The organism is Saccharopolyspora aridisoli (genome assembly GCF_004348445.1).
GTDB lineage: Bacteria > Actinomycetota > Actinomycetes > Mycobacteriales > Pseudonocardiaceae > Saccharopolyspora > Saccharopolyspora aridisoli.
Genome location: NZ_SMKV01000029.1, coordinates 22,883 through 38,188, shown reverse-complemented (window position 1 = coordinate 38,188; position 15,306 = coordinate 22,883). Strand labels below are relative to the sequence as shown.

Sequence of the window (15,306 nt, the reverse complement as noted above, 5' to 3'; positions counted from 1 at the left end):
CAGACCCCGCTGAGGAGGGAGGTCCCGCCGCGGCAGCGGAAGCGCGGCGGGGAGCGCGCTGTTCCCAACGAACCGAGCAGCGGATCGACCTGTTCGTTTACAGCGACTCAGCGACTCCCTCGGGGCGTCGAACCGTTACGGCGCAACATGACGGCCCGTCCGCCCGGAGGAAATCACTACAACCAAAAGCGACAAACCGGACCAGGTGGCTCAGGAGTCCGCCCTCTCCCGACTTCGGTACGTGAGGAGACCTTCGACCCCGCGCAGGAACGTCTCGCAGACGGGCTGCGGATCGGCCAGGCAGCCCGCGGTCATGGCGCCGTCCCGCAGCATGACGAAGTGCCGCGCGGCGGGTTCGGGGTCGATCTTGCCGATACCGGAGAAGAGCTCGGTCATCGTCTCCAGGAACCACTGCCGATGCGCGAGCACGGCGAGGTGGACCGGGTGACTCGGGTCGGGGTACTCGGCCGCGGCGTTGAGGAACGCGCACCCGCGGAAACCTGACGTCTGGATGTCCCCGGTGATGGCCCGCCCCACCGTTCGCACGGCGTCGGCCGGGCTGCGCTCGGCGGCGCGCGCCTCGTCCGCTCGTGCGCGGAACGCCGCGTCGACCTGCCTCAGGTACGCGACGAGCAGGTCGTCCTTGCTCGGGAAGTGCCGGTAGAGCGTGGCGCGGGTGACCTGCGCGTGCGCGATGACGCGATCGACACCCACCGCGTGCAGGCCTTCGGCGTAGAACAGCTCGGTGGCCGCGTTGAGCAGCCGGGCCCGCGCCTCCGACATCCGCCCCCCGTTCGATCACCGCCTGACCTCGTTCGATGCTAGCAGATAGAACGATCGGTCTTGACAATCCGCGGCGCGCGCAGCAGGCTCAGGTGTACCGATCGTTCTATCTACTTGGTTCGGGTGGAGTCGTCCACCCACTCCTGAGGGGATCGACCTGATGACACGTCCTCCTGAAGCGACCCACTTCGACGGCACCGGCACCCGCCCGGAGGTCGGCGGCACGGAGTCGCTGCGAACGCTGTACTTCGTCCGCTCCGGATTCGCCGTCGCGTGGGCGGTTCTGACGGTGGTGCTCGCCGAGACCCTCAGCCCGGGAGTCGTCGCGCTGCTGGTGATCTACCCGCTGTTCGACGTCGCGGCGGCCGTGGCCGACTTCCGCTCGTCCGGTGCCGCGCGCCCGAGAGCACCGCTCTTCCTCAACATGGGCTTGAGCCTGCTCGCCGCGATCGGCCTCGCCTTCGCCGGCAGCTCTGGCATCCCCGGCGTGCTGCGGGTCTGGGGCCTGTGGGCGATCACCGCCGGCATCGTCCAGCTCATCGTCGCGGTCCTGCGCCACCGGCTCGGCGGCCAGTGGGCGATGATCCTCAGCGGCGGCATCTCCGTCATCGCCGGCGTTGGCTTCGTCATCATGGCCGGGAAGCCGAACCCCTCGCTCACCAGCATCGCGGGCTACGCGACGCTCGGCGGCATCTTCTTCCTCATCTCCGCGATCCGCCTGCACCAGACGGCCGAGCACGGCACCCGGTGACCCGGCGGCCTCCGCACGTCCTCGTTCGGAGGCGCCCGGCCTGGCTCGAGCGACCGGTTCTCCACTGTGGAGCGGGGGCGCCCGCTGGCGCTGAACGCTCGTACGACAGCTCCCCTGGGTCGTAGGAGATGCGTCGGGTAGTCATGCGACCTACTCTGCTTGATGAGTGCATCCCCCATGGGGCCAGTTGGTGACAAGCGCGTCGCCCGCGTGATGGAGAACCGATGGCTGAGCAGAAGCAGCGCCGCCCCGGTTACGGCAAGGGCCTCACCGGCGAACTGCTGGCGGAGTTCCTGGGAACATTTGTGCTGATCCTGCTGGGCTGCGCGTCCGTCGCAGTCGCCGTCGCCGGGCTACCGGGGTCCGGACGGCAATCTGATCCCTTCGGTGCCGCGAACTGGCTCATCATCGCCTTCGGCTGGGGATTCGCCGTGGTGTTCGGGGTGTACGTCGCGGGCGGGGTTTCCGGCGCGCACATCAACCCGGCGGTGACGCTGGCGTTCGCGGTGCGGCGCGCCTTCCCCTGGGTGAAGGTCGTGCCCTACATGCTGGCCCAGCTCGTGGGCGCGTTCGCGGCCGCCGCAGTGGTGTACTCGGTGTACAGCTGGGCGATCGACGCGTACAACGCGAAAGCCGGTGTGCCGCGCTCCGAGTCCCTGGACACCTACGCGATCTTCGCGACGTTCCCGGCCGAGTACTTCGGCGGGTCGTGGTGGGGTCCGCTGCTGGACCAGATCGTGGGAACGGCTATTCTGGTCCTTCTCATCTTCGCCTTGATCGATGCGCGCAACAGCGCTCCGGCAGCCAATCTCGGGCCCTTCCTGATCGGCATGGTGGTGACCGTCATCGGTTTGACGTTCGGCCCCAACGCGGGCTATGCGATCAACCCGGCGCGGGACTTCGGCCCGCGGTTGTGGACGTTCCTCACCGGCTGGGGTGAGCTCGCCCTACCTGGTACCCACGAGTCGTTCAGCTTCTACTTCTGGATCCCGATCGTCGGGCCTCTCATCGGGGCAGTGCTCGGCGCCCTGGTGTACGACCTGTTCATCGGCAAGGTCCTCGCGGCCCGCTCGAGCGCGCCGGAACCCGGGAAGGCGGGTGACGCGTCGTCGTGACGTGTTAGGCCGCTGTTCTCGAGAGTGCGGCGGAACCGCTGCTCCAGGTGTGGTGCTCGAACCGGACCGCCGCACGCCCTCCAGTCTCTTCGTGGCGAGGACGCCGAGGACGTTCCAGTTCTTCGTCGTCGAAGTTCCCTCGTCCGACGACGATCCCCAGCGGGGTCGAGGTGCGGTGGGTGGTCTACAGCAGGCCCGCGAGGCGGGCTTCGTGGACTGCTGCTGTGCGGTTGCGGACCCTGAGCTTGCGGGTGGCGTTGCGGAGGTAGGTCTTGACCGTCTGGGGGCTCAGTCCGAGACGGGCCGCGATCTCCACGTTGGACGCTCCGACCTCGACGAGGCGGAGCGCTTCGATCTCGCGGGGCGCGAGGGTCACGTCGCTCGTCGTGGTCGGTGGTGCGCTCCCGCGGAGCTGGTGGTGGATCCGGATCAGGCGGGCGCGCATGGCCTCATCTACGGTCTCCTCGATGACCGCGGCGAGTTCCGCCAGGGGGTCGGGTTCGTGGAGCTCCGGGTCCGGACGCAACCGGTCTTCGACGTCCCGGGACAGCTGCGCGGTGACGACCTCCGCCGTGCGCAGCGCGCGGTCGCCCACCGGGCGGTGGTCCCGGGCGGCGCCGTAGAGGACGCCGCACACCGCGTCGCCAACCGTGATCGGCAGCGCGAACACCGAGGTGAGGCGCTCCTGCCGGACGACGATCGGGTCGTACTCGTGGGTGATGTCGGAGGTGCGGGCGTAGTCGTTGACGCGGTGCGCTGCGCGGTCTCGCAGCACCCTGCCGCCGAGACCGCTGCCCGGACGCACCTCCAACCCGCGCAGCCCCGACCCGAAGGTGCCCTTCATGCGGCCGATGACCAGGCGCTGCGGGGTCGTCGACGTGCTGCCGCCGAAGACCACCGGAATGCCCGTCGAACGGGATAGCCAGTTCAGCCGTTCCGGGAGGAGCCGGTCGATCCAACCGGCCGCCCTGACGTCTTCGTCCATGTGCGCTCCCTCACCACGTCAACTGGGTGAATACCCCGCGCCTGCCGCTCCGCGCTACCCCCGTGAGTGGGTATCCGAACCTCCGGTGAGCGGTGCACCCTACTCCCGACAGCGTCGTCACATCGAAGGGGAGCGGCACATGGACGTCACCGACGCCTACCGAGAGAGCCGTGACCAGCTCTTGGCGCTGCGCGGAGAGCACCCGCGCGCCGTCGCCGAGTTCCGCTGGCCGGAAATGGGCGAGCGGTTCAACTGGGCGACCGACTGGTTCGACGCCATCGCGCGCGGCAACGACCGCCCGGCCCTGGTGATCGTCGAGGAGGACGGGACCGAGCTGCGGCGCAGCTTCGACGACATGGCCGCCGCCTCCGATCGCCTCGCCGGCTGGTTGTCCGCCCGGGGCGTGCGCCGCGGTGACCCGGTGGTGCTCATGCTCGGCAACCAGGTCGAGCTGTGGGAATCGATGCTGGCGATCATGAAGCTGGGTGCGGTGATCGTGCCGACCACCACCGCCGTCGGACCCGCGGAGCTGATCGACCGGATCATCCGCAGCGGTGCCGCGCACGTCATCGCCAACGCCGCTGCCACCGGCAAGTTCAACGACGTGCCCGGCGACTACGGGCGGATCAGCGTCGGCGCGGCCGACGGGTGGGCGGACCTGCGCGAAGCAGAGGCCTTCCCCGCCACGCCGCTTGCCCACCCAGGAACCGCGCCCGGCGATCCGCTGCTCTACTACTTCACCTCGGGCACGACCTCGCGGCCCAAGCTCGTCGAGCACACCCAGACCTCTTACCCCGTCGGGCACCTGAGCACCATGTACTTCCTCGGTCTGCGGCCCGGAGACGTGCACCTCAACATCTCCTCGCCCGGTTGGGCCAAGCACGCGTGGTCGTCGTTCTTCGCGCCCTGGATCGCCGAGGCGACCATCCTCGTGTGCAACTACGGCCGGTTCGACCCCGCGATGCTGCTCGACCGGCTGCGGCGGTGGGACGTCTCGACGTTCTGCGCGCCGCCGACCGTGTGGCGGATGCTCATCAACTCCGACCTCGGCGAACGCCCCGAGTCGCTGCGCGAGGTGATCGGCGCGGGTGAACCGCTCAACCCCGAGGTCATCGACCAGGTCCAGCGCGCGTGGGACCTGACGCTGCGCGACGGGTTCGGGCAGACCGAGACCACCGCGCAGGTCGCCAACACGCCCGGGTCACAGGTCCGCCCCGGTTCGATGGGCCGGGCGCTGCCCGGTGTCCCGGTGGTGCTCGTCGACCCGGCGACGGGCCGGCCGGTCGACGGCACCGGTGAGGGCGAGATCTGCCTCGACCTCGCGCAGCACCCGCTGCCGCTGATGACCGGCTACCGCGACGACACCGAGCGCAACGACACCGCGATGGGCGGCGGGTACTACCACACCGGTGACGTGGCGACGATCGACGCGGACGGCTACATCACCTACGTCGGGCGCACCGACGACGTCTTCAAGGCCAGCGACTACAAGATCAGCCCGTTCGAGCTCGAATCGGTCCTGATCGAGCACCCCGCGGTCGCGGAAGCCGCCGTGGTTCCCGCACCCGACCCGGTCCGGCTCGCCGTGCCCAAGGCCTACGTCGCGCTGGCTCCCGGGCACGAACCGGACAAGACCACCGCGTTCGAGATCCTGAAGTACGCGCGCGAGCACCTCGCGCCCTACCAGCGGATTCGCCGGCTGCAATTCTCCGAGCTGCCCAAGACGATCTCCGGCAAGATTCGCCGCGTCGAACTGCGCGCCCACGAGGAGGACTCGGGCCCGCGCGACGAATGGCGCGACGACCAGTTCCCCGAACTGCGGGGCTGAGCCGGGTTCCGGAGCGCGGAGGCGGTCGAGAACCGCCTCCGCGCTCGCGGTTTCACGAACTCAGCACCGGCTTCCCGAGCGGCAGCCCTCGACCACCCGTCGCCTCCGACATCACGTGGAGGAACAGGTAGCAGCCCAGCGCCGCGAAGGTGAAGACCGCGCAACCGCCCACCGCCTTCAACTGCGCCGAATCCTGCACTGTCGCGACCAGCACGAGCACCAGCGCCGCGGCGATCAGCGCGAACAGCACCGTGTAGGCGGCTGGGAGCCGCAGCGTCGCCAGTGCCAGCAGCGCGACGGTAATCGCCCACGACGTCAGGAACAGCGCTTGCACGGCCGTGGCGCTCCCGTCGGGAATTCCGAACCAGCCGTGGGTCAACCCGAGCACCAGCAACCCGTAGCTGAGCCAGAAACCGGAGAACGTGCCGAAGATCGAGGCGACCGCGCTCTGCCCGATCGCGGCCGCCCACAACGCCGCGACGAGCTGACCGACTCCGGTGGCGGCGAGGATGATCGCCACCGGTGCTCCGACCGCTTCCGGAGGGACGAAGCCCACCAAGGTCATTCCGAGTGCGATCGAACCCACGACGAACGTGGGCACTCCGATCAGCGCGGGATCACCGGACAGCGGCCCCGGTGTGGGCTCGGGCTTCCGGTGCGTTGTTCTGTCCTGGTCCGTTTTCGCTGCGTCCGATGCGGTCACAATCCGCTCCTTCGCGGTGTCGGGTGCGCCTTTTCGCGCCGCCGTCCCACAGCCGGATCGACCTCGCCGACTTCGAGCAGACGGCGAACTCCCCAACCGTGGCGTCCCCGGCGACGAGGGCCCCCGGGATTTCCCGTTTCTGCAGGTGGAGGTGAACATGCCACGCCCGCGACGTCGCGGGCAATGCGGTGGGGACGAACGGATCTCGATCCGGCACGGAGGGATTCGCACCGGTTTCGAACGGCCGACGCGTCACGCAGTGCTCGACGAATCGGTCCCCGGATCCGGGGTGGCCGAGTCCTGCGCTAGCCCAGCCGGCCACCGGAGCGGCCTCGGATCGGCCACGAGTTCCTCGAACGCACCCACATACCGCGGCCTCCCAGCGCGATGCGACCGTCACGCGATGCTGGGGACCCTCTCGTCCTCCGGGGGTGGGCCCGGCGGGGTGCCGTTGCCGAAGGGGCGGCCGCCGAGCCCCTCCCGGCCGTGCGGTTGCACGAGGCCGGTGAGGTCGGGGCCGACCGGGACGATCCCGGTCGGGTTCACGTTGCGGTGCACCACGTAGTAGTGCTCCTTGATCTGCGGGAAGTGGATCGTGTCGCCGAAACCCGGCGTCTGGAACAGGTCTCGCGTGTAGTCCCGCAGCACCGGCATCTCGGTGATCTTGTGCCGGTTGCACTTGAAGTGCCCGTGGTAGACGGCGTCGAAGCGCACCAGGGTCGGGAACAGGTGCACGTCGGCCTCGGTGATCGTGTCGCCGACCAGGTAGCGCTGCCCGGAAAGCCTTTCGGCGAGCCGGTCCATCGCCTCGAACAGCTCGTGGAAGGCCTTGTCGTGCGCTTCCTGGCTCTGGGCGAACCCCGTCTTGTAGACCCCGTTGTTGACCTTGAACACCAGGTCGCAGACCTCGTCGATCTCGGCGCGCAGGTCCTGCGGGTACAGCTCGGGCGCTCCCGGCCGGTGGTGCTCGCGCCACTCGGTGGAGAAGTCGAGGGTGCTCTGCGAGAAGTCGTTCGTGACCACCTGGCCGGTGGGGATGTCGACGATCGCGGGCACCGTGATGCCCTTGGCGTAGTTCGGGTCGCGGGCCAGGAACGCCTCTCGCAGCCGCTCGATGCCCAGCACCGGGTCCCGGCCGCCCGGGTCGAGGTCGAACCGCCAGCTGCGGTGGTCGTGGGTGGGCCCGGTGATGCCCATCGACAGCACCGGTTCCAGGCCGAGCAGCCGCCGCACGATGACCGCCCGGTTCGCCCAGGGGCACGCCCTGGCCACCACCAGGCGGTAGCGACCGGGTTCGACCGGACAGCCGTCTCGCCCGTCGGCGGTGATCCGCGTGGCGATGTAGTCCATGTCCCGTTCGAATTCACCAGCCATGCCCTCGATCGTCCACCGCGAGCCCCGTCCCCGCCAAACGCCCTCGCCGGAACATGCCATCGGACTGCTACGGGCGCGGGTGCGGCTCGAACCGCGCCGAGCCGCACCCGGACGTCAACGGACCGGCACCTCCTCGGCGGCTTCGGCGGCGGCGGGCTTGGTGGCGGTGTCGGTCAGCGAGATCGCCGCCAGCACCGACACCGCTGCCACCGCGATCAGGTAGTAGGCCGGTGACATCGGGTTCCCGGTGGACTCCACCAGCGTCGAGAGGATCAGCGGCGTCGAACCGCCGAAGATCGACACCGCCGCGCTGTAGGCGAGCGACAGACCGCTGTAGCGGACCTTCGTCGGGAACGCCTCGGCGATCGCCGTCGAGATCGCCGCCAGGCTCGGCGCCATCAGCAGTCCCAGCAGCACGTAGGCGAGGGTGATCAGGGCGAACGAGCCGGACAGGATGAGCTGGTACATCGGCACGGCCAGCAACATCAGCGCCAGCGGAGTGGCGATCAGCAACGGTTTGCGCCGCCCGATCCGGTCGGCCAGCAGCGCCCACGCCGGGCAGGTCAGCAGCAGCGCGGAGATGCCCACCATCATCGCGGTGAACATGTCGGCCTGCGGAACGTTCAGGTTCTTCACCAGGAACGCGGGCCAGAACGCCTGGACCATGTAGGTGCAGGTGGTGCCCGAGATGATCAGACCGATCACCTTGAGCACGTTCGGCCAGTGCTCCCGCAGCGTGATCATCAGCGGAGCGCTGCTGCCCTCGGGGGACGAGGCCTGGAACTCCGGGGTCTCGTCCAGGCGCAGCCGCAGGTACAGGCCGATCGCGCCGAGCGGCAACGTCACCAGGAACGGCACCCGCCAGCCCCAGTCGGTCAGCGCCTCGGGCGTGAGCGCCATCGACAGCAGCGCGCCGATCACGGTGGCCACCAGCGTCGCCGCGAACTGGGTGAACATCTGCCAGCTGCCGTAGAACGTTCGCCGGTGCGGCGGCGCGTACTCGACCATGAAGGCGGTGGCGCCACCGAACTCGCCACCGGCGGAGAAGCCCTGCACGACTCGGGCGGCCACCAGCAGGATCGGCGCGGCCAGGCCGATGCCGTCGTAGTTGGGCAGCAGTCCGATGATGAAGGTGGCCGCCGACATCCCGATGATGGAGATCGACAGGGTGGTGCGCCTGCCCATCCGGTCGCCGAAGTGGCCGAAGACCAGCGCGCCCAGCGGGCGCAGCACGAACGACACGCCGAAGGCGGCGAAGGTGGAGATCAGGCTGTGGCTGCCGGGGAAGAAGTTCGCCGCGATGGCCGCGGCGAAGAACCCGTAGAGCCCGAACTCGAACCATTCGATGAAGTTGCCGATGGAAGCCGCGAGCACCGCTTTGCGGCGCACCGGCGCTGGCACGGAAGCGGTCATGGTCAGTCCTCCACGTGGGTCCTGGTCAGGGCGAGCTCGGCGTAGAGGGTGGCGCCGTCGGCGAGCACCGCGTCGTCGAACAGCGCGGTCGGTGAGTGGTTGTAGTCGGCGGTGTCGGGGTCGATGCCGTCGGGAACCGCGCCGAGGCCGACGAACCCGCCGGGCACCTCGTCGAGCACCCGCGAGAAGTCCTCCGACCCCGACAGCGGGTTGAGCAGGGTCTGGTGCCGCTCGCTGCCGAAGAGCTCGTGGATGGTGCGGTCGACGAACGCGGTCTCCTCGACGTCGGTCCGGGTGGGCGGGTAACCCTGCCGGTACTCGATCTCGACGTTCACCCGGTGCGCGGCGGCCACCGCCCGCAGCACCGCCTCCGAACGCTCCCGCACCAGCTCGCGCGACTCCGGCGAGAACGTGCGCACGGTGGCGCCGAAGGTCGCCGATTCCGGGATGACGTTGACGGCGTTGCCCGCGCGCAGCGTACCGACGCTGAGCACCACCGGGTCGAACATGTCGAACTGGCGGGTCACCATCGTCTGCAACGAGGTGATCATCTCGCTGATCGCGGAGACCGGGTCCTGCGTGCGGTGCGGAGCGGAACCGTGCCCGCCGGATCCGTACACCGACACGTGCAGCTCGTCGGAGGCCGAGAGCATCGTGCCGGGCCGGGTGACGAAGCGGCCCTGCGGCGCGTCCGAGGAGAACACGTGCAGCCCGTAGGCCGCGTCCACGCGGCGGCCGGAGGCTTCCAGCACGCCTTCCTCGACCATGATCCGCGCGCCGTCGTAGCCCTCCTCCCCCGGCTGGAACATCAGCACCACGTCGCCGCCCAGACGGTCGCGGTGCGCGCACAGCAGGCGCGCCGCACCGATGAGCATCGTGGTGTGCAGGTCGTGGCCGCAGGCGTGCATGGTGTCGCCGGTCTGCGAGGCGAAGTCGAGCCCGGTGCGCTCCCGCACCGGCAGCCCGTCCATGTCACCGCGCAGCAGCACGGTCGATCCAGCACCACCGCCGCGCAGCACCGCGGTCACCGAACTCACGTCCCGCCCGGTGGTGATCTCCAGCGGCAGGCCGTCCAAGGCCGCCAGCACCCGTTCCTGGGTGCGGGGTAGCCGCAACCCCACCTCGGGTTCGCGGTGGAACTCGTGGCGCAGTGCGATCAGGTCGTCCCGCATCGCCAGCGCGTCCTCGTGCACACTCAACTGCCACCTCCGGAAGTGACCGGCTTCATAACGACTCCAGGGCGCGTTAGTGTGCGATGTCGACCCGGCCCGACGTGGAGAATCGCAGGTTTCGTGCGCAACGGACTTCCAAGCGAGGTGATTCGTGAATCCCGCGCCCCGGAACTGGCGGAAGAGGACCTGGCGCTGATCCACGCGCTGCAGATCGCGCCGCGGGTCAGCTGGGCGGAAGCCGCCCGCGTGCTCGGTTGCTCCCCGACCGCGCTGGCGGGCCGCTGGGAGCGGTTGCGGAGGGCGGGACTGGCGTGGCTGACGGTGCACTCCGGCGAGCAGTCGCACGACGTGGTGGCCTTCGTCGACCTGCGGGTCGAGCCGTCCTGGCGGACCGAGGCCATCGAGCGGATCGCCCGCGATCCGCGAGCGGCCTCGGTGGAGGAAACGGCGGACGGCCGCGACCTGGTGCTGACGGTGATCGTCCCGGATTACGACTCGCTGGCCGCGTTCACCCTCGACGACCTGCCCACGACCCCCGGCGTGCGGGCGGTGAACACGCACGTGGCGACCAAGGTGCATCGGCAGGGCGCGGACTGGCGGCTCGATTCCCTCGACCCCGACCAGCAGGCGGCGTTGCGCGAGTCCGCCCGGCACGCCAAGAGCCCAGCCGGCGGCCACATCCCGAACTCCTACTGGCCGGTGGTGCAGCGCCTGGCGCACGACGGCAGGCAGAACGCCGCCGAGATCGCCCGCGCGCTCGGCCGCGACCCGGCGACGGTGCGCAGGCAGGTCGCCCGCCTGCTGGCCACCGACGCACTGGCCTTCCGATGCGAGGTGGCGGGGCTGCGCACCCGCTGGCCGATCGTGTGCACGTGGTTCGCGCAGGTGCCGATGACCGAGCTCGACCACACGGTTCGCTCGCTGTCGACGCTGCCCGAGCTCCGGCTGCTGGTGTCCACCGCCGGCCAGTCGAACCTGATGTTCCTGCTGTGGGCGAGGTCGGCGGGCGATCTCATGCGCATCGAGCGGCTGGTCAACGAGAAGCTGCCGTCGCTGCGGTTGTCGGAATCCGTTCTCACGCTGCGTACCCGCAAGCGGATGGGCTGGCTGCTCGACCGGCACGGTCGTGCCACGGGAGAGGTCGTGCTCCCCCGCTCGTTGCTGCCCCGATGAATTCACACCTGGTGACGTCATGGCGGTTATCCGCCACTGTCCGCATCGGTCCGGTGCTCCTGCCTAGCCTCCGGTCGTGTTGATCGTTCTCACGTGAACGACCGCCCACAGGAGGAGTCGACATGTCCAGGTTCTCGATGACGACCGCGATCGCCGGCGCGGCAACGGCATTGCTTCTGGTGGCAGGCGCGCCGTTGGCCGGTGCGGTCACCAGCGACGCCGCCGAGCCCCGCATCGTCACCTACGACGCCAGCCAGGCCGAGGAGTTCCAAGCGGCCATCGACGAGGCGGCCGAGACCTGGAACGGCCAGGTCACCAACGTCAAGTTGGAGAAGTCCACCGACGGTCAGGCCGACCTGACCGTCCTCGCCGACGACGGCTGGCCGCGCGCCCAGACCGAATCGCTCGGCGTGGGCACGGTGTGGATGGGGCGCGAAGCCGTCAACGAGGGGCACCACGTCCCGCGCATCGCCACCCACGAGATCGGCCACATCCTCGGGCTCCCCGACGACCGCACCGGGGTCTGCGAAGACCTGATGTCGGGTGCCAGCGCCGGGACCGAATGCCAGAACGACCTCCCCAACCCGACCGAGAAGGCCCAGGTCGACGAGAACTTCGCGCAGGGCCTGGTGATCGCGCCGCAGCTGTTCACCGAAGCCCCGGCCATCGCCGCGAAGTGACGCCTCAGCTGGGCAGCGACGGTAGCTCCAGCTGGTCCGGCCACGCGGTGTGAAGCGTTTCCAGGCAACGGTTCGCGTGTTCGGCGGCCAGGGCCGTGAAGTCCTCCGTGGTCGCGGTGCCGTGCCGGTGCTCGGCCGCCCAGCGCCGCAGCAGCGACGGCTCGTCACCGATCTCGCGCCGGAGCGCGTGGGAGGTCAGGGCCCCGCGCTTGTAGCCCTGCGGGTCGAACATGTCGGACACGCCCGGGTCGCCGATGCGGAGATCCGGCGACCTGGGCGTGCCAGTCCGCCGCGTGCTCCTGCGCCGACGGCCCGCCCGAGCGTTCCGACCACAAGCCATTCGGCGTAGGTAGCGAAGCCCGTGTGGTGCTCACAGCGAACAGTTGCTCTGCAACGCGCCACGACGGCGCGGGGAAGCCGCGGGGTCAGGTCCTTAGCCCCTGGTCCGCCCGCGTCGGAGGCGTCACGGTTTCTCGGGGACTTTCTCGGTCTTGGTGGGGTGGGCATCCATGATCACCGGAACACGATCGGCTGCGAGCGCGCTGCTGTGCGTGCTCGCGATGGCAGCCGGGTTGATGACGGCGACATCACCTCCCGAAGCTGCCGCCGCTCCCGTGCTGCCACCGGGCTTCGTGTTCCGCGACCAGCCGAGCGGACAGGCCGCGTTCGACCTGACCGACTTCACCTACCTGCCCGACAACAGCGCGCTCAGCACCGGCAAGCAGGGCAAGGTCGCCTGGGTGTCGACCGGCGGGAAGGTCAACACGCTGGCGACGCTGCCGGTGGACACCGCGCAGGACCTCGGACTGGTCGGCGTCGCCGCCGCGCCCGACTACGAGACGTCCCGGCAGATCTACCTCGCCCGCGCGGTGCCGGACGCCGCCGACGGCCACCTCCTGCGGCTCTCCAGCTGGAGGGTCGAGGGCAGCCCGGAACCGACCCGGATCGTCGACGAGCGGGTGATCTTCGAGACCAAGAGCTTCTCCGACGGGCACGCCATCACCGGCATCATCGCTGCGCCGGACGGCACGCTGTGGGTGTCCATCGGCGACCTGGCCAGCTACCGGTTCACCGACGCCGCGGCGTTCCAGACCTTCAACCTGGACTCGCCGGCGGGCAAGATCGTGCACATCACGCCCGACGGCCGCGGGGTGGCCAGCAACCCCTTCTACCAGTCGTCGAACCCGTCGTCGTGGCGAAGCCGCGTCTACGCCAGCGGTTTCCGCAGCCCGTTCCGGCTCTCGATCGACCCGTCCACCGGGACGCCGATCGTCGGCGACGTCGGCTACGGCACGTGGGAAGAGGTCGACTTCGTGCGCCCCGGCCAGAACTACAAGTGGCCGTGCTGGGAGGGGAACCACCCGGCACCCGGGTACACCGACCGGCCGGAGTGCGCCAACGTCGCCAACACTCCCCCGGTGTGGGAGTACCACCACGGCAGCGGCGTCGACGAGGGCAACAGCGTCACCGGCGGCATCATCTACCAGGGCGAGAGCTACCCGGAGTCCTACCGAGGCGCGTACTTCTTCGGCGACTACAGCCAGCGCAAGCTCTGGACGCTGCGGCTCGACGCCCAGGGCGCACTGGTGCAGCGACCGCAGAGCCCACCGCTGGGAACCGACATCGGCGGCCCGGTGAAGTTCGAGGCGGCGCCCAACGGCGACATCGTCTACGCCGACATCTACAGCGGATCGCTGCGCAGGCTCAGCTACACCGCGGCCAACAACCCGCCGGTCGCGGCCGCCACCACCACGAGCGACCCGGCCACCCGAACGGTCACCTTCGACGGTTCGGGCTCGATGGACTTCGACGGCGACGCCCTGCGCTACGACTGGGACTTCGGCGACGGCACCACCGCGACCGGGGTGCGCACCACGCACACCTACGCGCCCGGAACCGAGCGGTTCACCGCGAAGCTGACGGTGCGCGACCCGCTCGGCGCCTCCGACCAGGTCGACATCGTGGTCGTCCCCTCCAACCACTCGCCGGAGCTGACGCTGACGCCGCCCGCGCAAGCGGACTTCGCGGTCGACGACCCGATCAACCTCTCGGCCGACGCCACCGATGCCGAGAACGGCCCGCTGGAAGTGAAGTGGACGAGTTCGGTCGTGCACTGCGCCGAGGAGACGACTTGCCACGACCACCCTGGCCCCGGCGCGCAAGGCCCGGTCTTCGACACCGCGTTTACCACGCACCCGGACGCGCGGATGACGTTCACCGCCACCGCGACCGATTCCGAGGGCGTGTCGTCGTCGAAGACCTACACCGCACTGCCCCGCGAGCACCTGCTGACCCTGACCAGCAACATCCCCGCGGTGCTGCAGATCCCCACCGAAGGCGGGGCCAGCTCGGCGCTGGTCACCGAGGGCGCGGAGCTCGACGTGCTGGCGGCCGAGACGGCCACCGACGGCGGGTCGACGTTCACGAGGTGGACCGACGGGCCGACCGCGCGCTCCAGGCTCGTCACGATGGGGCCAGCCGACGAGACCTTCAACGCCGAGTACCGGTCCGCGATCGACCAGCGCTACGACTCCGATCCGGGGTTGCGCACGCTGCTGGGCGCGCCGACGGGACCGGAGATCACCGACGGCCCGGTGCACTACCGGACCTACCAGAACGGCAGGCTGTACTGGAGCTCGGGAACCGGTGTGCACGAGGTGCACGGCGGCAACCTCGCCAAGTACCTCGAACGCGGCGGGCACGCCTTCTTCGGGGCCCCGACGACCGACGAGACGGCCACACCGGACCAGGTCGGCCGGTACAACCACTTCGCACTGGGCGCGTCGATCTACTGGACGCCGCAAACCGCGTCGCACGCCGTGTGGGGCGCGATCCGCGAGCAGTGGAGCAGGCTCGGCTGGGAAGCCGGTCCCATCGGCTACCCCACCACCGACGAAACCGCCACGCCCGACCGGATCGGCCGCTTCAACCACTTCAGCAAGGCGTCCTCGATCTACTGGACGCCCCAGACAGGAGCCCACGGCATCTGGGGCGCGATCCGCGACAAGTGGAGCCGGATCGGCTGGGAGGCAGGGCCTGTCGGCTACCCGACAACCGACGAGTCGATCACGCCGGACCAGGTGGGGCGCTACAACCACTTCAGCAAGGCCGGCTCGATCTACTGGACGCCGCAGACAGGAGCGCACGAGGTGTACGGCCGAATCCGCGAGCGGTGGGTGGCGCTGGGCTGGGAGCGTTCGTACCTGGGTTATCCGACGACCGGCGAGTTCTCGGTCGCCGGGGGCAGGCAGAACAACTTCCAGCACGGCTTCATCCGCTGGCACGCCTCCAACAACTCGGTCATCGACAGGCGGTACTGACCCGCCTGC

13 protein-coding genes are annotated in these 15,306 nt (G+C 69.7%); 6 read left to right on the top strand and 7 right to left on the bottom strand.

Going from position 1 to position 15,306, the window contains the following annotated elements:
• Positions 1–210: 210 nt before the first annotated feature.
• Positions 211–783, bottom strand: coding sequence for a TetR/AcrR family transcriptional regulator (locus E1161_RS20320; RefSeq protein ID WP_132625664.1), 573 nt, complete (start codon positions 781–783; stop codon positions 211–213).
• A gap of 160 nt (positions 784–943) precedes the next feature.
• Between E1161_RS20320 and E1161_RS20315 the strand changes: the two genes are divergently transcribed.
• Both E1161_RS20315 and E1161_RS20310 read left to right on the top strand, forming a co-directional pair.
• The gene (locus E1161_RS20315; protein WP_235875172.1) at positions 944–1,534 is read left to right on the top strand and encodes a hypothetical protein; all 591 of its coding nucleotides are present in this window, start codon (positions 944–946) and stop codon (positions 1,532–1,534) included.
• Between the two features lie 224 nt (positions 1,535–1,758).
• Positions 1,759–2,649, top strand: a complete 891-nt coding sequence (locus E1161_RS20310; protein ID WP_132625662.1) for an MIP/aquaporin family protein — start codon at positions 1,759–1,761, stop codon at positions 2,647–2,649.
• A gap of 184 nt (positions 2,650–2,833) precedes the next feature.
• Here E1161_RS20310 and E1161_RS20305 read toward each other — a convergent pair whose 3' ends face one another.
• Positions 2,834–3,634, bottom strand: coding sequence for a LuxR C-terminal-related transcriptional regulator (locus E1161_RS20305; protein WP_132625660.1), 801 nt, complete (start codon positions 3,632–3,634; stop codon positions 2,834–2,836).
• A 139-nt stretch (positions 3,635–3,773) separates the two neighbouring features.
• On the opposite strand from E1161_RS20305, the gene E1161_RS20300 reads away from it, so the two are divergent.
• A complete protein-coding gene (locus E1161_RS20300; protein WP_132625658.1) occupies positions 3,774–5,462 on the top strand; it encodes an AMP-binding protein in 1,689 nt (562 codons plus the stop codon).
• Positions 5,463–5,514: 52 nt separating this feature from the next.
• Here the strand turns inward: E1161_RS20300 and E1161_RS20295 are convergent, their stop codons facing one another.
• From E1161_RS20295 to E1161_RS20280, 4 genes are all read right to left on the bottom strand, one after another.
• Positions 5,515–6,165 carry a GPR1/FUN34/YaaH family transporter gene (locus E1161_RS20295; protein ID WP_235875171.1) on the bottom strand — a complete coding sequence of 217 codons (651 nt, stop codon included), beginning with the start codon at positions 6,163–6,165 and terminating at the stop codon, positions 5,515–5,517.
• 396 nt (positions 6,166–6,561) lie between these two features.
• The gene (locus E1161_RS20290) at positions 6,562–7,539 is read right to left on the bottom strand and encodes a glutathione S-transferase family protein (protein WP_132625654.1); all 978 of its coding nucleotides are present in this window, start codon (positions 7,537–7,539) and stop codon (positions 6,562–6,564) included.
• Positions 7,540–7,653: 114 nt separating this feature from the next.
• The gene (locus tag E1161_RS20285) at positions 7,654–8,952 is read right to left on the bottom strand and encodes an MFS transporter (RefSeq protein ID WP_132625652.1); all 1,299 of its coding nucleotides are present in this window, start codon (positions 8,950–8,952) and stop codon (positions 7,654–7,656) included.
• 2 nt (positions 8,953–8,954) lie between these two features.
• A complete protein-coding gene (locus tag E1161_RS20280) occupies positions 8,955–10,151 on the bottom strand; it encodes a M20 metallopeptidase family protein (protein WP_207920316.1) in 1,197 nt (398 codons plus the stop codon).
• Positions 10,152–10,268: 117 nt separating this feature from the next.
• Here E1161_RS20280 and E1161_RS20275 point away from each other — a divergent pair, with 117 nt between their 5' ends.
• Positions 10,269–11,297, top strand: coding sequence for an Lrp/AsnC family transcriptional regulator (locus E1161_RS20275; protein WP_235875170.1), 1,029 nt, complete (start codon positions 10,269–10,271; stop codon positions 11,295–11,297).
• Positions 11,298–11,419: 122 nt separating this feature from the next.
• Complete coding sequence (locus E1161_RS20270) at positions 11,420–11,977, top strand: snapalysin family zinc-dependent metalloprotease (RefSeq protein WP_132625650.1); 558 nt, start codon at positions 11,420–11,422, stop codon at positions 11,975–11,977.
• A gap of 4 nt (positions 11,978–11,981) precedes the next feature.
• On the opposite strand, the gene E1161_RS20265 is transcribed toward E1161_RS20270, so the two are convergent.
• Positions 11,982–12,218: a hypothetical protein gene (locus tag E1161_RS20265; RefSeq protein WP_132625648.1), complete on the bottom strand. Its 237-nt coding sequence runs from the start codon at positions 12,216–12,218 to the stop codon at positions 11,982–11,984.
• A 268-nt stretch (positions 12,219–12,486) separates the two neighbouring features.
• On the opposite strand from E1161_RS20265, the gene E1161_RS20260 reads away from it, so the two are divergent.
• Positions 12,487–15,297 (top strand): PQQ-dependent sugar dehydrogenase, encoded by a 2,811-nt coding sequence (locus E1161_RS20260; protein WP_132625646.1) that lies wholly within the window; start codon positions 12,487–12,489, stop codon positions 15,295–15,297.
• Positions 15,298–15,306 lie beyond the last annotated feature (9 nt).

Excerpts from the sequence above, each read along its gene's own strand:
- E1161_RS20320 (WP_132625664.1), bottom strand. The coding sequence starts at position 783 with ATGTCGGAGGCGCGGGCCCGGCTGCTCAACGCGGCCACCGAGCTGTTC.
- E1161_RS20315 (WP_235875172.1), top strand. The coding sequence starts at position 944 with ATGACACGTCCTCCTGAAGCGACCCACTTCGACGGCACCGGCACCCGC.
- E1161_RS20310 (WP_132625662.1), top strand. The coding sequence starts at position 1,759 with ATGGCTGAGCAGAAGCAGCGCCGCCCCGGTTACGGCAAGGGCCTCACC.
- E1161_RS20305 (WP_132625660.1), bottom strand. The coding sequence starts at position 3,634 with ATGGACGAAGACGTCAGGGCGGCCGGTTGGATCGACCGGCTCCTCCCG.
- E1161_RS20300 (WP_132625658.1), top strand. The coding sequence starts at position 3,774 with ATGGACGTCACCGACGCCTACCGAGAGAGCCGTGACCAGCTCTTGGCG.
- E1161_RS20290 (WP_132625654.1), bottom strand. The coding sequence starts at position 7,539 with ATGGCTGGTGAATTCGAACGGGACATGGACTACATCGCCACGCGGATC.
- E1161_RS20285 (WP_132625652.1), bottom strand. The coding sequence starts at position 8,952 with ATGACCGCTTCCGTGCCAGCGCCGGTGCGCCGCAAAGCGGTGCTCGCG.
- E1161_RS20270 (WP_132625650.1), top strand. The coding sequence starts at position 11,420 with ATGTCCAGGTTCTCGATGACGACCGCGATCGCCGGCGCGGCAACGGCA.
- E1161_RS20260 (WP_132625646.1), top strand. The coding sequence starts at position 12,487 with ATGATCACCGGAACACGATCGGCTGCGAGCGCGCTGCTGTGCGTGCTC.